Raw genomic sequence first — 22,992 nt, 5'->3', positions numbered from 1 at the left:
TCGTTCCTCACTTCCTCTCCACCAGCCCCGGCAACTGCGCCACCAGCTTCTGGCTGTTCAGCGGCGCGCGGATGAAGCCGCGTTGGGTGCCATCGGGGCCGAGGAGGGCGAGGTTGCCGCTGTGGTCGACCGTGTATCCCGGCTTGCTGGTATCAGCCGGGATGTAGGGGATGCTCACGGCATTCGCCAGCTTCTGCAGCGTATCCACCGGCGCTCTCAGACCGACGAACTGCTTGTCGAAATAACCCAGGTATTGCTTGAGCTGTTGCGGGGTGTCGCGATCAGGATCGACGCTGACCAGCACAATGCGCAGTTTGTCGACGGCCTCACCGGGCAGCTCGCTTTTGATCTGACGCAGCTGGGCGAGAGTGGTCGGGCAGATGTCCGGGCAGAAGGTGTAACCAAAGAACAGCACCGTCCATTTGCCCTTCAATTGGCTCAGTGAAAGGGGCTGGGCGTCCTGATCGGTGAGCGAGAGATCCGGCACAGTGCGGCTCTGCGGGAGAAGGATAATGCCTGCGTCGACGAGCGCGGTCTGGTCGCCCTGGTCAATTCCGGACAGCGTATGGTAGACGGTCAGGCCAAGCACCAGCGCCAGAATGGCCACAAGGATGAGTACGGTTTTCTGGGTTCGGGTCATGAGTTCAGCACAATGAGTGATCCACGGTCGCGCGATTATGCACATAACCATGAAGCTGTTATGACAATTACGTCTTAGCGTCATTTGTGGGCAGGCTAAGGTATGGACTTCCCTATAATGACTGCCTGGTTTCACTGCCTATGGAGCATTCATGAACACCGCCGCATTGCGCGAGCAGATCACCCGAGCTCAGGAACACGAAAACCAATCCGGTCAGCTAGCGCGCCAGTTGGAGTCGCAACTTCCTCATCTTCACCCGTCCATTCACTTGCCAGACGTAGACGCGCGAGGCGTGCTGACGCGTTTCGTCATTGCTTACATCGGTCAGGTGCCGGACCTGCTGGACGCCGCCCATGACGTCGCTTTGCAGGCGGGCATTGAAAGCCAGATCAAGCCGGTCCTGAAAATCGCCGAACAGTTCTTCACCGAGCCGCCCGCCATCATGGCGGGCCACGAAGGTCTGGACGGGCTGCTGGATGAGGCGTATCTCGCCCATCGTCTGGTGGAAGAAGTGAATGATCTGTACATCAAGCATTTCGGCCAGCCGCTGATACCGATGAACACCACGGTGGCCAGCGTCATCGCCCATCAACTGATCGGCGAGGCCTTCGCCAATCAGCTCGACGAAGTGGTGCATCACGCCATCGACGAGATGTTGAATGACGAAAGCTTCTCGCTGGAATCGGTGGAAGCCTACCGCGAGCGCCTCGCCAGCCCGGACACCGATGCGGCGTGGAAACGCTGGCCCAGCCTGTCACGTCAGTTGGGCGTAGGGCTGGAACTGGAGCGCGGGAAAGACTGATCCCGCACTCCCTTTACCCGCCTCAGTGCAACGCTGCTCCTCCGATCGACGTACGGATTCTTCCCTCCACGCGACGCTTGAGCAGCCGCTGCTCCAACAGCAAACGCGAGCCCTGCGCCGCGTTGGCGCGTCCCCATTCTTCCAGCAGCTCCAGGCAGGAGTGGTCGATGTACGTCAGGTTGCCCAACGGCACATGCAGCGTGGTTCCCGGCGGCACGGTTTCCAGCGTTTGCGTCAGCGCCGGCACCTTGAGGAACGTGGCCGAGCCATTAAGGCGCAGCTCCATTTCGCCTTCGGCCGGCAGGTCGACAAGATTGATCTTCAAGCGCGAAGCATTCAGCGCCAGCTTCACCAGGGTCAGGCCAAAGCCGATCAACACACCCGTCAACAGGTCTGTCAGGACAATCGCGCTGGCGGTCGCGCCATAGATGAACATTGGCATGCGGCCGTAGCGTCCCAACCCTTTGAGCGCTTGAACATTCACCAGCTTCACACCGGTGTAGACCAGCACGCCGGCCAGACTCGCCACAGGAATGCTCTGCAACACGCTCGACAGCAACAGCACGAACGCCAGCAGCCACAAACCATGGAACATCGCCGACAGACGGGTCTTCGCACCCGCCTGCACGTTTGCCGAACTGCGCACGATTACGCCGGTCATCGGCAGCGCGCCGACTAGCCCGCAGAGCATGTTGCCCACGCCTTGGGCGCTGAGCTCCTTATCGAAGTCCGATCGCTGACCGTCGTGCATGCGATCCACCGCCGCTGCCGACAACAGGGTTTCAGCGCTGGCAATGAAGGCCACGGCAATCGCCGCGATCAGGATGGCAGGATCGGCCAGGTTCAACAGGTCTGCGGGGCGCAGCCAGTCGATGGCTTCAGCAAGATTGGCCGGAACCTCGACGCGCTTGACCTGCAAGCTCATCACCAGACTCACCACCGTGGCGATGCCGACGCCGAGCAACGCGCCCGGTACGAACCGCAGTGCATGGGGCCGACGCTTTTCCCACAGCCACATCACCGCGATGGTGCCTAGCCCGAGAAGACCGGCCTGCATGGCGCTGCCCATCCCCAACGCACCCATTACGGTCTGCGGGAACGCGACGAGATTATCAAGTCCGGAAGGCTTGGGTCCGCTGTCGAACATGACGTGGAACTGGGAAAGCACAATCAGCACGCCGATGCCCGCCAGCATGCCGTACACCACCGCCGGAGCGGTCACGCGGAACCAGCAGCCGAGCTTCAGGCGTCCAGCCAGCAATTGCAGCGCACCGGCGAGCAGCAGAATCGGCCCGAGCATGGCCATGCCGTGCTCTCGGACCAGCTCGAACACCAGCACCGCCAGACCTGCCGCCGGGCCGCTGACCTGCAGTGGCGAACCGGCCAGCCACCCCACTACCAAGCCGCCAATGATGCCGGTGATCAAACCTTTTGACGGCGGCATGCCGGACGCGATGGCGATTCCCATGCACAAAGGCAGGGCCACCAGAAAAACCACCACGGAAGCCAGCAGCTCCCGTGGTAACAACGCTTTCAGATCAGTAGTAGCCATGACGACTCTCCGGAATTCAGACGTGACGACGCCCGGCGGCACGCGCTATGTGCGGCCGCTACGAGCTTGTATGAGGTGGAACCGTCAGGGCCAACGCCGCTGCGCTCAGGCGCAGCGGGTCAGCCGGCGATTAATATCGCCCGCGGGGGATCGACGCCATGGGCACCGGGTGGTCGCCATCCAGCGCGAGGAAGCAGTCCTGCTCGGCATCGTAAGCGCGGATTTCGCTGGTTTCGATGTCGTAGACCCAGCCATGGATGAACAACTGACCGCTGGCCAGCTTGGACGCCACGGAGGGGTGCGTGCGCAAGTGTTGCAGCTGCGCGATGACGTTTTCTTCGGTGAGCACGTGCATGGTTTCATGCTCACCAGTGCAATTGCAGTTGTCCTGCACAACGGTCTTGGCGACCTCGGCATGGCGCAGCCACGCTTTGACCGTCGGCATTTTTTCCAGCGTGTCGGGGTTGAGAACGGCGCGCATGGCCCCGCAATCGGAGTGGCCGCAGACAATGATGTGCTGCACGCCCAAAGCCAGTACGGCGTATTCGATAGCGGTAGAAACGCCGCCATTCATGGGACCGTACGGCGGGACAACGTTGCCCACGTTACGGGTGACGAACAGGTCACCCGGGGAGCTTTGGGTGATGAGTTCCGGGACGATGCGCGAGTCCGCGCAGGTGATGAACATGGCCCGGGGATGTTGGGCGGTGGCGAGTTTCTTGAACAGTTCTTCCTGCTGAGGGAAGACGTCATGGCGGAAATGCTTGAAGCCATCAACGATCTGCTTCAACGCCATTTCGGCGGTTTCCACCTGAGGCGTTACGCCTGTCGTCGCAGCCTGAGGCTGCTTATCCTGGTCACTCATGTTTCATCCTCTCTGACGGATTTAAGTGGATTTTCCGGCGAATCCTGTGGATGACCCACTTTTTTCTGGTCTTCTTGCGTATCTTTTCCTACAAGACCAATCGGTCACTTCCGACTCACCTTAACGACGCAAACTTAATTGAAACTGAATGCGTGGCTCTAGATCGCGGGTCTCGCTTTAGAAAATCTAAACCGCAAGCGGCTGTTGTGGTGGAACACAGTTAAGACGCCATCCGAGTCACAGCAGCGACATCTGACCGCCGGGTGGGCAAAACGCGCTGCAGTCGAGCTGAAAACTTTCCCGGCGGTTCAAGCCATGCTTCTTGGTCGCGAGGCTGTAACGCTGCGCCAGCAACTCAGCGAATACCCCCTCACCGCGCATTCGCGAGCCAAAACGGCTGTCGTACACCTCGCCGCCTCGGCTCTGCCGAACCAGGCTCATGACGTGCTCGGCCCTTTGCGGATAATGCGCCTGCAGCCACTCTTCGAACAGCGGCGCAACCTCCATCGGCAGGCGCAGCATCACGTAGCTCGCACTCAACGCGCCAGCGGCCTTGGCCTCGGCCATTAGCTTCTCCAGCTCCATGTCATTGATCATCGGAATCATCGGCGCCAGCAACACGCCCACCGGGACACCGGCATCACGCAACACCCGGATCGCCCGCAGCCTGGCCTTGGGCGCGGCAGCCCGGGGTTCAAGGATGCGCTTGAGCTCGTCGTCCAGGGTCGTGAGGCTGATGAACACCGACACCAGCCGCAACTTCGCCAGCTCGGCCAGCAGGTCCAGATCCCGAAGAATCAGCGAGCCTTTGGTGATGATCGTCACCGGATGGCGATAGCGCAGCAGCACTTCCAGCGTCGCCCGGCTCAATGTGTATTCGCGCTCGATGGGCTGATACGGATCGGTGTTCGCCCCCAGAGTGATTGGCGCAACGCTGTAGCCTGGCTTGGACAGCTGCTGCTCCAGCAGAGCGGCAGCATTGGTTTTGGCGATCAATTTGGTCTCGAAGTCCAGCCCCGGCGACATGTCCCAATAGGCGTGGCTCGGCCGGGCGTAGCAATAAATACAACCGTGCTCGCATCCTCGGTAAGGATTGATCGAGCGGTCGAAAGGAATGTCGGGCGATGAGTTACGCGCGATGATGCTCTTGGCGGTTTCCAGCGTGACGGTGGTGGCTTGGGTCAGCGGTACTTCCTGATACCAGCCGTCGTCTTCGGCCACCGATCGGTTGGGGGCGAAGCGGTTGTAGGGGTTGGTCGCAGTGCCGCGCCCGCGTGGGGGCAACTGAATGGACATGACGGCTCCTTGATAACTGGTTATGCATACAGTATCGCGAAACGCTCATGCCGTTAACGCGCCGCCCCGGAAAAACACTCTGGCGCCGATCAACGGCTTTCACTATCTTTTGACACCCCCCTCACAGCGCCTTGACCCTGCGCGGCGAAAACTTGCCTCATCGATAAACGGCTTGTTTCCACGGTACGTCTTCCATGCGCCTTCGCCCGCTCGCTGCTCAACTCCTCTTGCTGTTGACCGTATCCTCTGTGTCTCTCGCTCAAGCCGAGGATGCTTCATCCGCGCAATCGTCACGCCCGGCGCAGTGGGCGCAACTTGTCGACCCGCACTACAACCTCTACCAGATAACGCCCACGCTTTACCGCAGTCGTCAGCCGGACGCCGCAGCACAGCCGCTTCTGCAGCGGCTTGGCGTTCACACGGTGATCAATTTCCTCAAGGAAAGTGACAGCAAATGGTTGACCGATGCCTCCGTGGCGCAGGTGCAGATTCCGCTGCAGGTGGTGCACATTGACGATGCCGATGTCATCGAGAGTCTGCGCGCCATCCAGACCGCGCAGCAAAACGGGCCGGTGCTGATTCACTGCAAGCACGGGCTGGACCGCACTGGTTTGGTGGCAGCGATGTACCGCATCGTTGCCCAGGGCTGGAGCAAGCAAGCGGCGCTGGATGAGATGGAACATGGTGGTTATGGCGACGAAGACAGCCTCAAGCGCGGGATTGCCTACATCGACAACGTCGATGTGGCGGCACTGAAGTCGGCAATGGACGCGGGTGCGTGCAGCACTAGCGTGTTTAGCCTCTGTGCGATCAAAGGCTTTTCGCGCAAAGCGGGCATGATCAACTAGCGATATGCATGACCACCGTTGGCAATCCACGGCATCTAACAGCGCTCATCACCTTTGCATCTTGCAATACAACTGAACAGCGTGAAGTTTGCACTCACGCAAAACAAAACTATTACTCAGTACATGCCAATCACGGCATGGAGCCATGCAACGTTTACCAGAAACACCCAATCGAAAAGGATTTCGACAATGACATTCAATTACCCGGCGTGTGCGCTGGCGACGCTCTTTAGCATCGGCACGCTCAACGCCTACGCGACGACGCTCGATTCGCGTGATAAACCCTTCAATGAATACAGTTGGGTCACCACCCACAATTCCTATGAAAAGATCAACCAAAACCTGAAGGAAATGCCGGCCCAACTCAACGATGGCGTCCGGGGTTTCATGCTTGATCTCTACGTCGAAGGTTCAAACCCTCGCCCCGAAGAACGTATCAAAGTGTGCCATCAGAAACTTGCCTGCTATGGGCCGTTATCCGCACATTTAAAAAACGAATTCCTGCCTTTCCTGCAAAAAAATCCAGGTGAGGTGGTTACGTTGTTCCTTGAAACGTACGTGAAGCGGGAGCACCTTCAGGAGGTATTCAATACCTTGCCGGAGCTGTCGAGCGTTTCATTCGACCCGGCAAACTTCGCTGCGAATCAGTGGCCGACGATCAACCAGATGGCGGCACGCAATAACCGCCTGATCCTGTTCACAGACAAACGCGAGGTCGCAGGCGACTACTGGGTTCAGGGAAAAAGATCACGGTCATGTTTGATCAGGATTGGATTGTGCAGAACAAGTGGGACACGCTGGGGAACGTTGCCAGCAGCATTGAAAGAACTCACGACTGGTCTTGCCCCACGCGCTGGGACGGGTTGCCGCTCAACACCGAAAAGGTTGCCAGCTCGACGGGCAAGCAATGGAAAAGGTTGTTCCTCATGAATCAGTTTCATCCGGGCACCTCTACCGTCTTCGACTCGGCCAGCTACGACAACAACCTGACTTACCTCAAGCGCCGCCAGCACAACTGTGGTGTTGGCCCCAACTACGTTGGTATCAACAATTACAAGAGCGGTGAGGCAGAGCGTTACACCGCTGCGCTCAACAATGGCGGCATCTTTTTGCATGAAGGTCGAAATGCAAGCCGGTCACAAGACATTGTCTGCGTGATCCCTGTCCGAACCGGGGTGGTTGATCGCAAGGCCAACGGTTGTGAAAACGATGAGGCGAGGTCGATGTCCTTGTCGGGTGTTGCCACTGGAACCCGCATTCAGTTGTTCGACAGTGGCAGTGGCAATACTCAGGACGATCACATCACCATCGATGTGAAGCGCAACATTGGAATTGGGGAACGTGTGGTCATCCCGAGCTTCGAGTCCGACGCGAGCAACAGCAATTACCAAGCCGTTTATAACCGCAACAACGGGCTTGATGGAAAGACGTCGCGCATTGTCATTGGCCGGACACCCACCAACTTTTCGGACGCATCCGTGGCGTTTTACGAGGGCACTAACGCCAGTCAGAACCTGGATTGCGTGATTCCTTTCAGTTCGAGCTACACCATGAAGATGAAGAGCAACAGCTTTGGCTGCTCCAACGATGAAATCAAGTCGGCCCGCATCATCAAAGCCAAAGCGGGTGCGTCTTTCACGCTCACGGGCCATCCTCAAGGCAATTTCAACGAGGGGCGGACGACTGTCGAGATTCTGCGCGACATTACCCTTCCCGTGGTCATCCCGAGCTTCAACAGCAGCTATTCAAACAGCGACGTCAAAGTGACGAATTACACCAAGGCCATCGGTGGCAAAATCTCTTTCGGTTATATCGGCGGCGCACAGTAATCCACAAACGCTACAAAAAAGGGATACCCACGACGGGTATCCCTTTCTTTATCCGAGATCACGTCAACTCGGATCAACCGGTTTCTTCAGCTTCGGATTCGGGAAAAACTGCACGCCTTGCACCTTGGGATCGGCCGGCTTCACCGCAGGCTTGTTCACCCGCGTGCCAAGTTCTGTCGGGATCGATTGCCCCTGCGCGTTGAGGGTGTCGGAATAACCACAGTGCACGCACTCACGGTGCGGCACGTCGTCTTCGTTCCACATCATCAACTTGTCAGGCTCGCTGCACGCCGGGCAGACCGCCCCGGCGATAAAGCGTTTCTTGGTAATCACCCGCGGTGTCTCGGTCATGCTGCCGCTTCCTCACTCAAGCCCGAATGGCGCAAGAGTGCGTCAATCGACGGCTCACGTCCGCGGAAGTCGACGAACAGCACCATTGGCGCCTGGGACCCGCCCCGCGCCAGAATGGCCTCACGGAACGCTCGGCCGGTCTGCTCGTTAAACACGCCTTCTTCCTCGAACTTCGAGAACGCATCGGCAGACAACACTTCGGCCCACTTGTAGCTGTAATAGCCCGCCGCGTAACCGCCAGCAAAAATGTGCGCGAAGCTGTTCGGGAAGCGGTTGTACGCAGGCGGACGCATCACCGACACCTCGTCACGCACGCCTTCGAGCACTTGCAGCGTGGTACGGCCGTCGCCATGGGTGGCATGCAATTCGAAGTCGAACAGCGAGAATTCCAGTTGGCGGACCATCATCAGGCCGGACTGGAAATTCTTCGCGGCGAGCATTTTCTCTAGCAGGTCCTGAGGCAGCGGCTCGCCGGTTTCGTAATGGCCGGAAATCAGCGCCAGACCTTCCGGCTCCCAGCACCAGTTTTCCATGAACTGGCTTGGCAGCTCGACAGCATCCCAGGCAACGCCATTGATCCCCGACGCACCCGCGTGTTCGACGCGGGTCAGCAGGTGGTGCAGACCGTGTCCGAATTCGTGGAACAGCGTGGTGACTTCATCGTGGGTGAGCAACGCCGGCTTACCGCTGACCGCCGGAGTGAAGTTACAGACCAGGTTGGCGACCGGGCTTTGCAGCGTGCCTTCAGCCGTGCGACGACGATCGCGGGCGCCGTCCATCCACGCACCGCCACGCTTGTTGGCGCGGGCGTAGAGATCAAAGAAGAAGCGCCCGACGTGCTGGCCGTTTTCCTTGATTTCGAACAGGCGGACGTCCGGGTGCCAGGTGTCGAAGCCCTTCTGCTCGGCGATTTCAATGCCGTACAGTTTTTGTACGATAGCGAACAGGCCGGTGAGCACTTTGTCGACCGGGAAGTAGGCGCGCAGGGCTTCTTGGGAAACGCTGTAGCGCTGTTCGCGCAGCTTCTCGCCATAGAAACCGCTGTCCCAGCTCTGCAGGTCCGGGCAGCCTTGTTCGGCGGCATAGGCTTTCAACTGCTGCAGATCCTGAGCGGCAAACGGCTTGCTGCGCTTGGCCAGATCACGCAGGAAGCTGAGAACCTGATCGCTGGACTCGGCCATTTTGGTGGCCAGGCTCAGCTCGGAGAAGCTGGCAAAACCCAGCAGTTTGGCCAGCTCCTGACGCAGATCGAGAATCTGCTCCATGATCGGGCCGTTGTCGTTTTTGCCTGCGTTCGGGCCCTGGTCTGACGCGCGGGTGCAATACGCCGCGTAAACTTCCTCGCGCAGCGCGCGGTCTTCGGCGTAGGTCATGACAGCGTAGTAGCTCGGGAATTCGAGCGTGATCAGGTAGCCTTCCAAGTCTTTCGCCTGGGCTGCGGCGGCCATTTGCGCCTTGGCCGAATCGGTCAGGCCGGCGAGGGCGGCTTCGTCAGTGACGTGCTTGCTCCAGGCTTGAGTCGCGTCGAGCAACTGGTTGGAGAACTGGCTGCCCAGCTCGGACAGCTTGCTCTGCACTTCGGCATAGCGTTTTTGCTGTTCTGGCGGCAGGTCGATGCCAGACAAGCGGAAATCGCGCAGCGATTGTTCAAGAATGGTCTTCTGGGCGACGTCGAAATTGGCCGCTTCCGGGCTGTTGGCCAAGGCTTCGAAGGCCTGGAACAGCTCGCGGTTCTGGCCCATTTCGGTCGAATAGGCGCTCAGTGCCGGCAGGCAAGACTCATAGGCCTCGCGCAGTTCCGCGCTATTGCACACAGCGTTCAAATGGCTGACCGGGCTCCAGGCGGCGCCCAGGCGATCATTGAGTTCGTCCATCGCCAGCACCAGGCCAGCCCATGTAGGCTGCGAACCTTGCTTGGCGAGGATGTCGGCAATCGCGGCGCGGTTGTCGGCGAGAATCTGTTCGATGGCAGGTTTTACATGCTCGGCGCGAATCGCCGAGAAAGGTGGCAGGTCGTAGGATTGCAACAGAGGGTTGTTCGCGCTCACGGTTTGGCACCTTGGCTAAAAGAAACACCCACGCATCTTAATTACAATCAGCGCCGACCGCAGCTATCGGCGCCAGAGAAGGAGCCTATCGTGGTCATTCGCACGTTCCAAAACCACACCCCGGCCCTTGGCGAGCGGGCCTTTGTCGATCATTCGGCGATTGTGATCGGCGATGTCGAAGTCGGCGCCGACAGTTCGGTCTGGCCGCTGACCGTCATCCGTGGCGACATGCACCGCATCCGCATCGGTGCGCGCACCAGCGTGCAGGACGGCAGTGTGCTGCACATCACCCACGCCGGCCCTTTCAACCCCGACGGTTTCCCGCTGTTGATCGGCGATGAGGTGACCATCGGCCACAAGGTCATGCTGCACGGCTGTACCGTCGGCAATCGCATTCTGATCGGCATGGGCACCACGATCATGGATGGCGCGGTGGTGGAGAATGAGGTGATCATCGGCGCGGGCAGTCTGGTGCCGCCCGGCAAACGCCTCGAGAGCGGGTTTCTCTACGTCGGGCGTCCGGTAAAGCAGGTGCGCCCGCTGACCGAAAAAGAGATCGCCTTCTTTCCCTACAGCGCGACCAATTACGTGAAGCTGAAAGACCAGCATCTGGCCGAAGGCTTCGACAATCCCTGCTGAGAGCACCCATGCATTACCAGAATATTCTGTTCGACCTGGACGGCACCCTGACCGATCCGCGCGAAGGCATCACCCGGTCCATCCAGTTTGCCTTGAGCAAGCTGGGTATCGACGAACCCGACATCACCCGGCTTGAGCATTTCATCGGCCCGCCGCTGTTGCAGCAATTCATGCGCGCCTACGATTTCGACGAAGCGAAGGCCTGGGACGCGGTGGGCTTTTACCGCGAGCGTTTCAAGGTGACGGGGCTGTACGAGAATCTGGTGTTCGACGGCATCTTCGAACTGCTCGACATGCTCTCGGATCAGGGCCGTACGCTGTTCATCGCGACGTCCAAGCCTTGGGTGTTCGCCCATGAAATCGCCCGGCATTTCGACTTCGCGCGCCATTTCAAGGTGATCTACGGCAGCGAGCTGGACGGCACCCGCACTGACAAGGTCGAGCTGATCCGGCACTTGCTGGACGAAGAGCAGCTCGACCCGAAGCAGACGCTGATGATCGGCGACCGCAAACACGATTTGATTGGCGGCAAGCGCAACGGGTTGGACGTGGCGGCGGTGGGATATGGGTTTGGCAGTCGGGAGGAGCTGGAGGCCGAAGCGCCGACGTATCATTTTGATTCGGTGGGCGCGTTGCATGAGGCGTTTCTCAGAAGCTGAGAACACTCAATCTGTAGGAACGATCACAACGGCGCCGGCATTACGTGGATTTTTTAGCCAGCCGTTCCAGCGCCGCCTTGCGTTCATCCTTGGGCAATCCGCCCAGCTTTTCCACCGCCGAATAGAACGCGGGCCAGTCGCCGTTGACCTGCCTGAACAACGCTTCAAACGCCGGCACCCATTGATCGTACAAACCGATGGGCAACAGGCGTGCGTTGTTCATCGGCGCATACACCCAGCCGTCGAAACGCGTGTCGCCGCCCCATTGGCTGTCGCGCAACTGCCGATACTCGCTGCGCAGACGCTCGAACTCCGCGGCCTTGCGTTCGCGCATCACCTGCGGACTCAGCGGCTCGGCGTACAGCGCCTTCAGCCGATCGCGGGTGACGAGGACCAATTCGGTCAGTTGATCACGTCGCCGGGCTTCCGAAGATCCTCCTTCGGCAGGTAAACCACGCGCCGCGCGCCACTGGCGGGTGCCTTCCTGCTCCACAAAACTGGCGTAGGACTCGTTGAACTCGCTGTCGTCCTTCACGTAAAACCGCTGGTGCGCCAGCTCGTGGAAGATCAGCGTGGCCAGTCGCTCATCGCCCCAGTTCATCATCGAACTCATGATCGGGTCATCGAACCAGCCAAGCGTCGAATACGCCTCCACGCCGCTGACATACACGTCCTTTCCCTCAAGCTTCTGCACAGCCGCATCCCCGCGCGCGGCGCCTTGAGTGTAATAGCCGCGATAGGCCACGCACCCGGCAATGGGGAAGCAATGGGTGACAGGATCAAGGGAAAATTCGCCGGTCGCGAACACGTTCCAGACAACGAACGGGCGATGGATGTCAGCGTAAAGGCGGTAGCTGCGGTTATCCGGCAGGTGCAGATGCTCGGTCGCGAACCCACGAGCCTGCTGCGACTTGAGGAGGTGATCTCGCAACTTGGTGTCGCGATTCGGGTCAGCGATGACGTCGGCAACCGGCTCGCGCGCTCGCAGCAGGGCCATCTGGCCGCTGGCCAGTTGCGAGTAATAGGAAAGACTGGAACAGCCGCCGAGGAGTAAAGTTGCGAGCATCGGCAAGCCACGTTGCAGCCAGGCCTTTTTTGATCGAATCATGCAGCTGCCTTAACGTCGATATTCATGATGCCTACACATCAGCGTTATGCCGGACAGCCCGCCTCTGACGCAACCATCATCGCCAATTGCCCCATTGCGGAGTTCGTCATGCGCTTGCCTCTGTCCATCATTGCCCTGAGTCTTCTGGCCGGATGCGCGGGGCCGCTGCCCGCGGTTGATCCCCAGCAGGCGTGGGTCGACCTGCATACGTTCACCGGCAAAACCCTGATGGCCGACAAGCTCGACGGCGTGCGCACCTACGACGGTCGCTTCTTTCAGGTGACGCCCGGCAAACACAAGTTGGAAGTGCGTTACGACTACGAATACGCGCCGGGTGCGATGGGTTTGTCTATGGACATCTACAACGAGCGAACCTGCTACGTGACGATCAACTACGACCGCTTCGAGGCCGGCCACCGCTATCGCCTCGACGTGCGCAATATCACCAACGACATCGACGCGCAGCTGCGGGACGAGCAGCGCAATGTGCTCGCGGAGGAGGGGGAGATTTTCTGCATCCCTTGACGCGTTATCTAGGCCTCGCCGCGCACACGAGATGGCTTGCACACAGCCTACGAAATACTCCAGCTCACGCCCGGACTAACGACCGTTATTCTGGTAGATGATTTTTTCGTGTCGTTTTCGCAAGTACCGACGACCATGCTCTGGTCGGTGACGTCTTGATTGGCCACGATCTCCAACGTATATGAGCTGACGCTCTGAGCCTGAATCTTCGTTTCGATTTCAGCTTTTAGCTCTTCACATGGCTTGGGTGCAGCGAAAGCGCTGGTGCTCAGCGCTCCGAAAATCAGGATTGCGGCGATACGTTTCATGATCGACTCCTTCGACACCGTGCGATACGCATCGGCCTTGCATGTGACCGTGGGGGCGCACGCCGGTTCTGGCGCGTCCATAACGAAGATGGCCCGCAATTGCGGGCCACCAAATGCAACAGTAACGCGAATCAGCTCACGAGGGTGGCATCGAGCGTGATCTTGGCGTTCAGTACTTTCGAAACCGGGCAGCCTTCCTTCGCATCGTTGGTCAGCTTCTCGAACTGTTCCTGGGTGGCGCCAGGGATTTTGGCTTTCAGTGTCAGGTGTACCGCAGTAATCGCGAAACCGCCGTCGACTTGATCCAGGGTAACGTCAGCGGTGGTGTCGATGCTGTCGGCTTTCAGGTTCGCATTGCCGAGGATCATCGACAGTGCCATCGAGAAGCAGCCAGCGTGGGCTGCGCCGATCAGTTCTTCCGGGTTGGTACCCTTGCCGCCTTCGAAACGGGCCTTGAAGCCGTAAGGCGCTTCGCGCAGGACGCCGGTTTCAGTAGAGATGCTGCCGATACCCGACTTCAGGTCACCTTCCCAGTGGGCGGATGCTTTCTTGACGATGCTCATGGTGTCTCCTCATGAAAAGTGCGATTTCGCTCGCACGCGGACCAAAGTTCTGAGGAGTGTAGGCGGGACTTAGTTCAACGCGTATGCCGCACGTGCTTTTTTGCGGACCGACGCAATGTTAATTCCGACCAAATTAGTAGGAAATTTCGCGTTGCCCATTGCAACTCTGAAATACGCCCTTATTCTATGGCTTAACGCAAATATTTAGTCTTAATGCCGGTTTGCTCGCGTGATGTCCCCGATGGATACACCGCTTCAAGCCCAAGAGGATCAACAACGGCCTATGAAACGATTAGCTGATGTGAAGATTTCGACGCTCGATCTGGTGCCCGTCCGTGAAGACAAAGGGCCGGCAGAATCGCTGCGAAATGCCCTGGACTTGGCGCAACACGTTGAGAAATGGGGCTACAACCGTTTCTGGGTGGCCGAGCACCACAACATGGACGGCATCGCCAGTTCGGCCACTTCTGTTTTGCTGGCCTATCTGGCCGGTGGCACATCGACCATCCGGGTCGGGTCGGGCGGGATTATGTTGCCCAACCACGCACCGCTGGTGATCGCCGAGCAGTTCGGCACGCTGGAAAGCCTTTTTCCGGGGCGTATCGACCTTGGCCTCGGCCGCGCGCCGGGTTCCGACCAGATGACCGCTCGCGCCTTGCGTCGCGAGCGCTCCGGCAGTGCCGATGATTTCCCGGATGACGTGACTGAACTGGTCAACTACCTCGGGCCGCGTCAGCCTCATCAACGGGTCATCGCTGTGCCCGGCACCAACACCAACGTGCCGATCTGGTTGCTGGGCTCTAGCCTGTTCAGTGCTCAACTGGCCGGTGAGCGGGGGCTGCCGTACGCATTCGCGTCGCACTTCGCGCCACGTTTCATGCACGAAGCGATTCGCGTCTACCGCAGCCACTTCAAGCCTTCGGAGGTCCTCGACAAGCCTTACGTGATGCTCGGCGTTCCACTGGCCGCTGCAGAGACCGACGAGCGCGCCGAGTATCTGGTGACGTCGGTGTATCAACGCATCCTGAGCCTGATGCGTGGGCAGAGCCTGATGCAGAAGCCGCCGGTCGAGAGCATGAATGGGTTGTGGCTGCCCCATGAGCGCGACGCGGTGATGGATTTCCTGGGACTGGCGGTCGTCGGTGGCCCGGAAAAATTCGCGCCAAGCTGGACGTGCTGCTTGAGCAGACTGACGCTGACGAGATGATCTTCACCTGCGACATGTACGAACACGCCGATCGCCTGCGCTCTTACGAGATACTGGCGCAAGCAGCTAAGGGCTGATTCAGGATTACGCGCTGGAGCTGTCTGTCATAAACAAAAAAACCGACGCCAGATGCGTCGGTTTTTTTGTGCCAGCGGGCCGGTATCAGCCGCGCTTGTAAACGATTTCCATGCTGCCGCCTTCGCAGGTGCCGACGACTTTGCCGTCCGCCGAGCTGCCTTTTTCAACGGCTTCCAGCGTGTAGGACGAAACGCCTTTGGCTTTAATTTTCGCGTCGATGTCGGCTTTCACGTCATCACACGACTTGCCGGCGGCCATGGTAGTGCCCGCAATGCTCAACAAGCCTATGGCCAACAGAACTTTTTTCATCGGTACATCCCCTCGTCAGGCGCAATTTTCGGATCAACAAGGCCGCTCCAATCGGGCGGCCTGACTACATGAACCTGCGTCATGAACCTTCTTAAAAGTCACGACTGCGCGGTATGTATAGCGAAGGTTGTGGCACTCGGCCACTGTAAAAGTTCAGCGGCTCAGCTGTTGTCGATGCGGAAACCGACCTTGATAGTCACCTGGAAGTGGCCGACTTTACCGTCTTCGATGTGGCCACGGGTTTCCAGTACTTCGAACCATTCCATAAGTTTTACGGACTTGGCAGCCTGGGCAATCGCGTTCTGAATCGCGTCGTCGGTGCTCACGGTCGATGACCCGACCAGCTCGAGCATTTTGTAGGTGTGATGATCAGACATGGCAGTTCTCCTGAAGGATGTTGCGCGGTGGCAGCGCCGCAGCGATTGTGTTCACTATCTCTGTGCCGAAATGCGGTCTAAAAGTTCAGAAGAAACGGTACTTCGCATTACGCACTGCACTTTCTCGAAACCCTGTAGTCGGAATCAACACACGCCACTCATTACAGCAGGAGAGTTAAATCATGGCATTCACGTCATCCCGTAAAGCGTCGTTGCAAAGCATGGAAGCCGAGATCGAGAGTCTGCTCAAGTCGCTGGAAGGCTTGAAGTCTGACGCTTCAGACGAGTCGCGCAAGACCCTGAAAAACCTGAAAGCCAATGCTGAAAACGCGCTGAGCCATTCGCGCAGCCTGTTGAGCGATGTCTACGAAGACGTCAAGGTCAAAACCCGCGAAACCAGCGTTGCGACCCGTGATTACGCCCAAGAGCACCCTTGGACCACCGCAGGCGTCGCTGTTGGCGCAATCGGCCTGCTGGCAGCTTATCTGCTGTGCAAGCGCGGCTGATCAAGCCCGCCCCGATCGCTCGAGTTCCTGCTTGAGCCACCGAGCGAGGTGCTGAGCGCGTCCATCCGCGGCGCGCTTCGGTACCCACAACGCCAGCTGCGCCGGGGTTTCACTGAAACCCCATGGTGCAGCCAGGCGTCCGGCCTTCAGGTCGTCAGCCACTAACGGCTCCGGCGCGATCGCCACTCCCAAGCCTGCAACGGCCGCCTCCAGTAAATAATACAAATGCTCGAAATCCTGTCCGTAGCTCAGCGCGTCGGGCTCGATGCCGTTTTGCGTCGCCCATGTCGGCCAGGCTTGCAGCCGCGATGTGGTTTGCAGCAAGGGCTCACCCAGTAGCGCATTGACCGGGGCGTGTCGCAGCTCGTCGAACCGGGCGAAACGTGGACTCATCACCGGCCCGATGCGCTCGCTGGCAAGCTCGAAGACCTGCATGTCCGCAGGCCATGGCGGTTCAGCGAAAATCAACAGCGCGTCCAGGCCCGGGCGTCGTGGGTCAAGATCGCCTTCTCCTGCCGAGAGGTGGAGGCGCAGGTCGGGAAGATCGGCATTCAGGCGACCTAGCCTTGGGATGAACCAGCGTGCCAAGAGGCTCCCAGAGCAGCCCAATACGAACGGCGCGTCGGCGCTGCCCTGGCTAAGCTCGGCACAGACACCGCGCAGACGATCAAACGCTTCGGCGCTCGCATCCCGCAGCCGAATTCCGGCATCTGTGAGTTTCAGGCCACGTCCATCCTTGCTGAACAGGCTTACGCCCAAGTGTTCTTCCAGCACTTTCAGCTGACGGCTAACAGCACCATGGGTCACGTGCAATTGCTCGGCCGCCTGACTGACGCTGTTTAGCCGGGCGGTGGCTTCAAAGGCACGCAGTGCGTTGAGGGGCGGAAGGTCTCGGCTCATGGGATGTGTGAGTTTTCCTGACAGGTTGCGCCGATCTTATCGGTTTTCATCGTCGCTGGCGCTGGTTAGAGTGTGATCACTGCCTGACGGCTCACCCTATTCGCATCCCCGGAGGTCCACATGAGCCAGACTCAAACTGCATACCGCGAAGGCCCGGACGACCGTGGCATGTTCGGCGCTTTCGGCGGTCGTTATGTCGCTGAAACCTTGATGCCGCTGATTCTTGATCTGAACCGCGAGTACGAAATCGCGAAGAATGATCCTTCGTTCCTGAAAGAGCTGGAGTACTTCCAGCGCGATTACGTGGGTCGTCCAAACCCGCTGTACTTCGCCGAGCGTCTGACCGAACACTGTGGCGGCGCGAAGATTTACCTGAAGCGCGAAGAGCTCAACCATACCGGCGCGCACAAGATCAATAACTGCATCGGCCAGATCCTGCTGGCGCGGCGCATGGGCAAAAAACGCATCATCGCCGAGACCGGCGCTGGCATGCACGGCGTTGCCACCGCTACCGTGGCTGCGCGCTTCGGCCTGGAATGCGTCATCTACATGGGCACCACTGACATCGAGCGTCAGCAAGCCAACGTGTTCCGCATGAAGCTGCTGGGCGCCACGATCATTCCGGTGGTCGCGGGCACCGGCACGCTGAAAGACGCCATGAACGAGGCGCTGCGTGACTGGGTCACCAACGTCGACAGCACCTTCTACCTGATCGGCACCGTTGCAGGGCCGCATCCTTACCCTGCAATGGTTCGTGACTTCCAGTCCGTTATCGGCAAGGAAACCCGCGTGCAGATGCAAGAGCACGAAGGCCGTCTGCCGGACAGTCTGGTGGCGTGCATCGGCGGTGGCTCGAACGCCATGGGCCTGTTTCATCCGTTCCTCGATGACACGAGTGTGCGCATCATCGGCGTCGAAGCGGCCGGTCACGGCATCGAGACCGGCAAGCATGCCGCCAGCCTGAACGGCGGCGTTCCGGGCGTACTCCACGGCAACCGCACCTTCCTGCTGCAAGACAACGACGGCCAGATCATCGACGCCCACTCGATTTCCGCCGGTCTCGACTATCCAGGCATCGGTCCTGAACATGCCTGGTTGCACGACATCGGTCGCGTCGAATACACCTCGGTCACCGACGATGAAGCACTGGCTGCGTTCCACCAATGCTGCCGCCTCGAGGGCATCATCCCGGCGCTGGAAACCGCACACGCCCTGGCTGAAGTTTTCAAACGCGCGCCAACGCTGCCGAAGGATCACCTGATGGTGGTCAATTTGTCCGGTCGTGGCGACAAGGACATGCAAACCGTGATGCACCACTTGGATCTGTCCCAGCAGGAGAAACACTGATGAGCCGCCTGCAAACGCGTTTTGCCGAACTGAAAGAACAAAACCGCGCGGCCCTGGTGACTTTCATCACGGCAGGCGACCCGGGCTACGACACCTCGCTGGCGATCCTCAAGGGATTGCCGAAGGCAGGTGCCGATGTGATCGAACTGGGGATGCCGTTCACTGACCCGATGGCGGACGGCCCGGCAATTCAGCTGGCGAACATTCGCGCGCTTAATGCCAAGCAAAACCTGGCGAAGACGCTGCAAATGGTTCGCGAATTTCGTGAAGAAGACAGCGTCACGCCGCTGGTGCTGATGGGTTACTACAACCCGATCCACAACTACGGCATCGAGCGCTTCATTTCCGAAGCTCATTCGTCGGGTATCGACGGGCTGATCGTGGTGGACCTGCCGCCGGAGCACAACGCCGAGTTGTGCGACCCCGCGCAGGATGCTGGCCTGGACTTCATCCGTCTGACCACGCCGACCACCGACGACGTTCGTTTGCCGACCGTGCTCAACGGCAGCTCCGGCTTCGTTTACTACGTGTCGGTAGCGGGCGTGACAGGCGCGGGTTCGGCGACGATCGATCACGTGAAAGACGCCGTGCAACGCCTGCGCCGCCATACCGATCTGCCAATCAGTGTCGGCTTCGGCATTCGCACGGCGGAACAAGCGGCAGCCATTGCACGCGTCGCCGACGGTGTCGTCGTCGGTTCGGCACTGATTGACCAGATCGCCAACGCGCCATCGCCAGAACAGGCAGTGAGCGGCGTGTTGGGGCTGTGCGCGCAGCTGTCGCAAGGCGTGCGTAAAGCCCGCGTAGCCGAGGGTAAAGTTTCTGATACAGAGGAATCTCAGTCCCTGGCCGCACACTAAGCCGTACAGCGAAGGGGTTCAGGACCACGTCCTGAACCCCTTTTGCTGCCCGAATTTGCTCAGGAGCGCGCCACATGAAAGTCTCGAATCGTTTGATCGCCGGGTTGGGCGTATTGATGCTCAGCGCCAGCGCACTGGTTCAGGCTGCACCACCGGATCAACGCGGCGGCGATGACAGCGGCCCGGGCCAGCATCAGGACCACGGCCAGCCAGGCGGTCCGCAGGGCGATCGCGGTAATGGCAATAACAACGGCAACGATCATCGCAACGAACCGCGTCCCGATAACCGTGGCAATAATCAACGGGGCGGGCGTCCTCCTGCGGACTTCGGCGATGTGCGCAGGACCATCAGCGAACACCGTGAAGTCATCGGTCGCGGTCAGCCGCTGCCTCCTGGCGTCCACATCATCAAAGGCCACCCGCTGCCACGCGGTTACGGCCGTCGACTGGACCCACGCTCGCTGCAGTACCTGCCTCAATACGATGGCTACGAATGGCGCCGCCTGGGCCCGGACGTTGTGTTGATCGCCATTGGCAGCGGGATTGTTTATGAAATTCTGGATGGCGTGCTGAATTAAGGCAGCTTCGGTATCACGACCAGTAGGAGTGAGCTTGCTCGCGAAAGGGGCCTTCCAGCCGCTAGAAACTTAGCGGTTGTACTGGCTTATTCGCGAGCGAGCTCGTTCCCACAATTTATGTCCCTGCAGCTATATCTGCGGCACCGTAATGACAGCCTGCTGGTCCCGGATCGCTGCGCCGCCAGACCAGCATCGAAGATTGTCACCAGGCCCTAAACCGCAATCGACGGCAGCGCCTTGCCCTTCAGCAAATCCCCGCTCAACGCCTGTTCACTTCTTAACCAGTCCACGAACCGCTGCACGATCTGTACGCGCCGTTTACGTTGCGGCAGGACGATGTAATAACCGTACCCGGAGACGGCGCTGGCTTCGATCGGGCGGCACAGCAAACCCTGCTCCAGCAAATCATCCACGAGATGGCGCCAGCCGATGGCCACGCCCTGGCCGCCGATCGCCGCTTGAATCATCAGCGTGTAGTTGTCGAATCGCAGCTGCCCCGGCGCGGGTGCCTGGGGGATATTCAGGGCGCGGAACACGCCACTCCAGTCGAACCAGTTGTTGCCGCCTTCGCCGCGAAGGTGCAGCAGGGCGAAATCTTTCAGCGCCTCGGTGGGCAAGGGCAAGTCGCGCCCCTTCAGCAATTGCGGGCTGCACACCGGGAACACTTCTTCGCTGAACAGCCAGTGGCTTTCTCCCTGCTTGAATCGCCCGTCACCGAATAACACGGCCACATCGATATCCGCGCGCAGCATGCTGTGACTGCGCTCGCTGGTGACCAGGCTGACGTCGACGTCGGGGTTGTCCTTGTGGAATCGGTGCAGCCGCGGCATCAGCCAATAGGCGGCGAAGGCGAAGTCGGTCGCCACTTGCAAAACTTCGTGGTGATGCTGCTCGGTGATTGCGCTGAGGCCAGCGTCCATCGACTCCAGCCCGGTCTGTACGTGATTGAAGAGAATCTGCCCGGCGTCCGTCAGTTCGATGCCACGATAGATGCGATCAAACAGCCGCGTCGCCAATTGCTCTTCCAGTCGCTTGATTTGTTGGCTGATGGCCGGCTGAGTGGTGCCGAGCTCGATGGCAGCAGCGGTAAAACTGCGCAGCCGTGCGGCGGCTTCAAAACCGCGAAGCAAATCCAGTGACATGGCACCAAGGGCTTCAAACATAAGCTGCACTTATCCTAAGCATTGCCTCATATGGGCTTTACCGCAGACGGCATGGGCACCATCCTCGGTCGGAGCACTTTCGCATAAATAATGACTATGGGATGCCGCGAATACATGAAGCGCAAAAACATTCTTTTCATCATGGCCGATCAGATGGCCGCGCCCATGTTGCCGATTTACGCCACTTCTCCGATCAAGATGCCACACTTGAGTCGCCTCGCCGCTGAAGGCGTGGTGTTCGATGCCGCCTATTGCAACAGTCCGCTGTGCGCACCGTCGCGTTTTACCTTGGTGAGCGGTCAGTTGCCGAGCAAGATCGGCGCCTACGACAACGCCGCCGACTTCCCCGCTGATGTGCCGACCTACGCCCACTACCTGCGTCGACTTGGCTATCGCACGGCGCTGGCCGGCAAGATGCACTTTTGTGGCCCCGATCAATTGCACGGCTACGAAGAACGCCTGACCAGCGACATCTATCCGGCCGACTACGGTTGGGCCGTGAACTGGGACGAACCGGACGTGCGCCCGACGTGGTATCACAACATGTCATCGGTGCTGCAAGCCGGACCTTGCGTGCGCACTAATCAGCTAGATTTCGACGAAGAGGTGGTGTTCAAGGCTCAACAATATTTGTTCGATCACATCCGCGAAGACGGCGATCAGCCGTTTTGCCTGACGGTGTCGATGACCCATCCCCACGATCCGTACACCATTCCCAAGTCTTACTGGAATCTGTACAGCGACGACGAAATCCCGATGCCCCACTCGCCGTTGGCCCAGTCCGAACAGGATCCGCATTCCCAGCGCCTGCTGAAGGTCTATGACCTTTGGGACAAGCCGCTGCCCGAGCAAAAGATTCGCGATGCGCGCCGCGCCTATTTCGGCGCATGCAGCTACATTGATGACAACGTCGGCAAACTGCTGAAAACCCTGGAAGAAACAGGCTTGGCTGACGACACGATCATTGTGTTCTCCGGCGACCATGGCGACATGCTGGGCGAACGCGGGCTCTGGTACAAAATGCACTGGTTCGAGATGTCGGCGCGGGTGCCGCTGCTGGTGTACGCTCCGGGGCAGTTCAAGGCCGGCCGCGTGCAGGCCGCGGTGTCCACCGCCGACCTGTTGCCGACGTTTGTTGCGTTGGCTGATGGTCAGCTGGACGCCGGTTTGCCACTCGATGGCCGTTCACTGTTGCCGCATCTCCAGGGTGAGGGCGGCCACGACGAGGTGTTTGGCGAGTACATGGCCGAGGGCACCAACAGCCCGCTGATGATGATTCGTCGCGGCGCGTACAAATTCATTTATTCGGAACGGGACCCATGTCTGCTTTATGACGTGCGCAACGATCCGAAGGAGCAGGAAGAGCTGAGTCGATTCGAGGCTCATCGCGACCTGTTCGCTGCGTTCCTGGCCGAAGCAAAGGCCAAGTGGGACATTCCGGCGATACACCACCAGGTGCTCGCCAGCCAGCGTCGCCGGCGCTTCGTCGCCGAGTCGCTGGCCATCGGCAAGCTGAAGAGTTGGGATCACCAGCCGCTGGTCGACGCCAGTCAGCAGTACATGCGCAACCATATCGATCTCGACGACCTGGAGCGCAAGGCCCGTTATCCACAACCTTGAACCCTGCCAACACC

24 protein-coding genes and 2 pseudogenes are annotated in these 22,992 nt (G+C 59.4%); 13 read left to right on the top strand and 13 right to left on the bottom strand.

From position 1 onward, the window contains the following. Positions 1-7: 7 nt before the first annotated feature. The gene (locus JN403_RS04855) at positions 8-640 is read right to left on the bottom strand and encodes an SCO family protein (protein WP_205485723.1); all 633 of its coding nucleotides are present in this window, start codon (positions 638-640) and stop codon (positions 8-10) included. A 151-nt stretch (positions 641-791) separates the two neighbouring features. Here JN403_RS04855 and JN403_RS04850 point away from each other — a divergent pair, with 151 nt between their 5' ends. Further along, a complete protein-coding gene (locus JN403_RS04850) occupies positions 792-1,442 on the top strand; it encodes a hypothetical protein (RefSeq protein ID WP_205485720.1) in 651 nt (216 codons plus the stop codon). A gap of 22 nt (positions 1,443-1,464) precedes the next feature. On the opposite strand, the gene JN403_RS04845 is transcribed toward JN403_RS04850, so the two are convergent. From JN403_RS04845 to JN403_RS04835, 3 genes are all read right to left on the bottom strand, one after another. After that, on the bottom strand, positions 1,465-2,994 hold the full coding sequence (locus tag JN403_RS04845; protein ID WP_122534304.1) for a SulP family inorganic anion transporter: 1,530 nt from the start codon (positions 2,992-2,994) through the stop codon (positions 1,465-1,467). A 130-nt stretch (positions 2,995-3,124) separates the two neighbouring features. After that, a complete protein-coding gene (locus tag JN403_RS04840; RefSeq protein WP_122534303.1) occupies positions 3,125-3,859 on the bottom strand; it encodes a carbonic anhydrase in 735 nt (244 codons plus the stop codon). A gap of 237 nt (positions 3,860-4,096) precedes the next feature. Continuing rightward, a complete protein-coding gene (locus tag JN403_RS04835) occupies positions 4,097-5,155 on the bottom strand; it encodes a PA0069 family radical SAM protein (protein WP_205485718.1) in 1,059 nt (352 codons plus the stop codon). A gap of 194 nt (positions 5,156-5,349) precedes the next feature. On the opposite strand from JN403_RS04835, the gene JN403_RS04830 reads away from it, so the two are divergent. From JN403_RS04830 to JN403_RS04820, 3 genes are all read left to right on the top strand, one after another. Beyond that, a complete protein-coding gene (locus JN403_RS04830) occupies positions 5,350-6,003 on the top strand; it encodes a dual specificity protein phosphatase family protein (RefSeq protein ID WP_205485716.1) in 654 nt (217 codons plus the stop codon). A gap of 189 nt (positions 6,004-6,192) precedes the next feature. Further along, complete coding sequence (locus JN403_RS04825; RefSeq protein WP_205485707.1) at positions 6,193-6,933, top strand: hypothetical protein; 741 nt, start codon at positions 6,193-6,195, stop codon at positions 6,931-6,933. Continuing rightward, positions 6,930-7,832 (top strand): hypothetical protein, encoded by a 903-nt coding sequence (locus tag JN403_RS04820; protein WP_205485705.1) that lies wholly within the window; start codon positions 6,930-6,932, stop codon positions 7,830-7,832. Before JN403_RS04825 ends, JN403_RS04820 begins: the two co-directional genes overlap by 4 nt. Before the next feature lie 63 nt (positions 7,833-7,895). Here JN403_RS04820 and JN403_RS04815 read toward each other — a convergent pair whose 3' ends face one another. Next, on the bottom strand, positions 7,896-8,183 hold the full coding sequence (locus tag JN403_RS04815) for a YheV family putative zinc ribbon protein (RefSeq protein ID WP_122534299.1): 288 nt from the start codon (positions 8,181-8,183) through the stop codon (positions 7,896-7,898). Next, positions 8,180-10,231, bottom strand: a complete 2,052-nt coding sequence (gene prlC, locus JN403_RS04810; RefSeq protein ID WP_205485702.1) for an oligopeptidase A — start codon at positions 10,229-10,231, stop codon at positions 8,180-8,182. The genes JN403_RS04815 and prlC overlap by 4 nt, the downstream gene beginning before the upstream one ends. Before the next feature lie 90 nt (positions 10,232-10,321). Between prlC and JN403_RS04805 the strand changes: the two genes are divergently transcribed. Together JN403_RS04805 and JN403_RS04800 are read left to right on the top strand one after the other, a co-directional pair. Then, positions 10,322-10,870: a gamma carbonic anhydrase family protein gene (locus JN403_RS04805; RefSeq protein WP_205485700.1), complete on the top strand. Its 549-nt coding sequence runs from the start codon at positions 10,322-10,324 to the stop codon at positions 10,868-10,870. An 8-nt stretch (positions 10,871-10,878) separates the two neighbouring features. Continuing rightward, positions 10,879-11,529, top strand: a complete 651-nt coding sequence (locus JN403_RS04800; RefSeq protein WP_205485698.1) for an HAD family hydrolase — start codon at positions 10,879-10,881, stop codon at positions 11,527-11,529. Between the two features lie 40 nt (positions 11,530-11,569). Here the strand turns inward: JN403_RS04800 and JN403_RS04795 are convergent, their stop codons facing one another. Then, positions 11,570-12,637, bottom strand: coding sequence for an aminopeptidase (locus JN403_RS04795; protein WP_205485696.1), 1,068 nt, complete (start codon positions 12,635-12,637; stop codon positions 11,570-11,572). Between the two features lie 108 nt (positions 12,638-12,745). Here JN403_RS04795 and JN403_RS04790 point away from each other — a divergent pair, with 108 nt between their 5' ends. After that, positions 12,746-13,162, top strand: a complete 417-nt coding sequence (locus JN403_RS04790) for a hypothetical protein (protein ID WP_172612998.1) — start codon at positions 12,746-12,748, stop codon at positions 13,160-13,162. 75 nt (positions 13,163-13,237) lie between these two features. Here the strand turns inward: JN403_RS04790 and JN403_RS04785 are convergent. Together JN403_RS04785 and JN403_RS04780 are read right to left on the bottom strand one after the other, a co-directional pair. Continuing rightward, positions 13,238-13,470 (bottom strand): annotated as a pseudogene (locus JN403_RS04785) (DUF1161 domain-containing protein). A gap of 131 nt (positions 13,471-13,601) precedes the next feature. Next, a complete protein-coding gene (locus tag JN403_RS04780; RefSeq protein ID WP_037017022.1) occupies positions 13,602-14,033 on the bottom strand; it encodes an OsmC family protein in 432 nt (143 codons plus the stop codon). Between the two features lie 283 nt (positions 14,034-14,316). On the opposite strand from JN403_RS04780, the pseudogene JN403_RS04775 reads away from it, so the two are divergent. Then, a pseudogene (locus JN403_RS04775) lies at positions 14,317-15,317 on the top strand (LLM class flavin-dependent oxidoreductase). An 85-nt stretch (positions 15,318-15,402) separates the two neighbouring features. Here JN403_RS04775 and JN403_RS04770 read toward each other — a convergent pair. Further along, the gene (locus tag JN403_RS04770; RefSeq protein WP_122623653.1) at positions 15,403-15,627 is read right to left on the bottom strand and encodes a DUF1161 domain-containing protein; all 225 of its coding nucleotides are present in this window, start codon (positions 15,625-15,627) and stop codon (positions 15,403-15,405) included. Between the two features lie 161 nt (positions 15,628-15,788). Next, complete coding sequence (locus JN403_RS04765) at positions 15,789-16,004, bottom strand: dodecin (RefSeq protein ID WP_065987998.1); 216 nt, start codon at positions 16,002-16,004, stop codon at positions 15,789-15,791. Between the two features lie 182 nt (positions 16,005-16,186). Between JN403_RS04765 and JN403_RS04760 the strand changes: the two genes are divergently transcribed. Next, positions 16,187-16,510, top strand: coding sequence for a DUF883 family protein (locus tag JN403_RS04760; RefSeq protein WP_122534291.1), 324 nt, complete (start codon positions 16,187-16,189; stop codon positions 16,508-16,510). On the opposite strand, the gene JN403_RS04755 is transcribed toward JN403_RS04760, so the two are convergent. Further along, entirely contained in the window at positions 16,511-17,410 is a 900-nt protein-coding gene (locus tag JN403_RS04755; RefSeq protein WP_205485694.1) for a LysR family transcriptional regulator, read from the bottom strand. Positions 17,411-17,530: 120 nt separating this feature from the next. Here JN403_RS04755 and trpB point away from each other — a divergent pair, with 120 nt between their 5' ends. The 3 genes from trpB (at position 17,531) to JN403_RS04740 (ending at position 20,195) form a co-directional block, all read left to right on the top strand. Next, positions 17,531-18,757: a tryptophan synthase subunit beta gene (gene trpB / locus JN403_RS04750; RefSeq protein ID WP_205485692.1), complete on the top strand. Its 1,227-nt coding sequence runs from the start codon at positions 17,531-17,533 to the stop codon at positions 18,755-18,757. Next, positions 18,757-19,617: a tryptophan synthase subunit alpha gene (gene trpA, locus JN403_RS04745; RefSeq protein ID WP_205485690.1), complete on the top strand. Its 861-nt coding sequence runs from the start codon at positions 18,757-18,759 to the stop codon at positions 19,615-19,617. Before trpB ends, trpA begins: the two co-directional genes overlap by 1 nt. 74 nt (positions 19,618-19,691) lie before the next feature. Continuing rightward, positions 19,692-20,195 (top strand): anti-virulence regulator CigR family protein, encoded by a 504-nt coding sequence (locus tag JN403_RS04740; RefSeq protein ID WP_205485687.1) that lies wholly within the window; start codon positions 19,692-19,694, stop codon positions 20,193-20,195. Positions 20,196-20,407: 212 nt separating this feature from the next. On the opposite strand, the gene JN403_RS04735 is transcribed toward JN403_RS04740, so the two are convergent. Further along, entirely contained in the window at positions 20,408-21,358 is a 951-nt protein-coding gene (locus JN403_RS04735; RefSeq protein WP_205485672.1) for a LysR family transcriptional regulator, read from the bottom strand. 114 nt (positions 21,359-21,472) lie between these two features. Between JN403_RS04735 and betC the strand changes: the two genes are divergently transcribed. Continuing rightward, positions 21,473-22,978 (top strand): choline-sulfatase, encoded by a 1,506-nt coding sequence (gene betC, locus JN403_RS04730; protein ID WP_205485670.1) that lies wholly within the window; start codon positions 21,473-21,475, stop codon positions 22,976-22,978. Positions 22,979-22,992 lie beyond the last annotated feature (14 nt).

The organism is Pseudomonas sp. 15A4 (assembly GCF_016925575.1).
Classification (GTDB): Bacteria; Pseudomonadota; Gammaproteobacteria; order Pseudomonadales; family Pseudomonadaceae; genus Aquipseudomonas.
The sequence above is the reverse complement of the archived record's forward strand: the minus strand, read 5'-3'. Positions and strand labels throughout refer to the sequence as shown.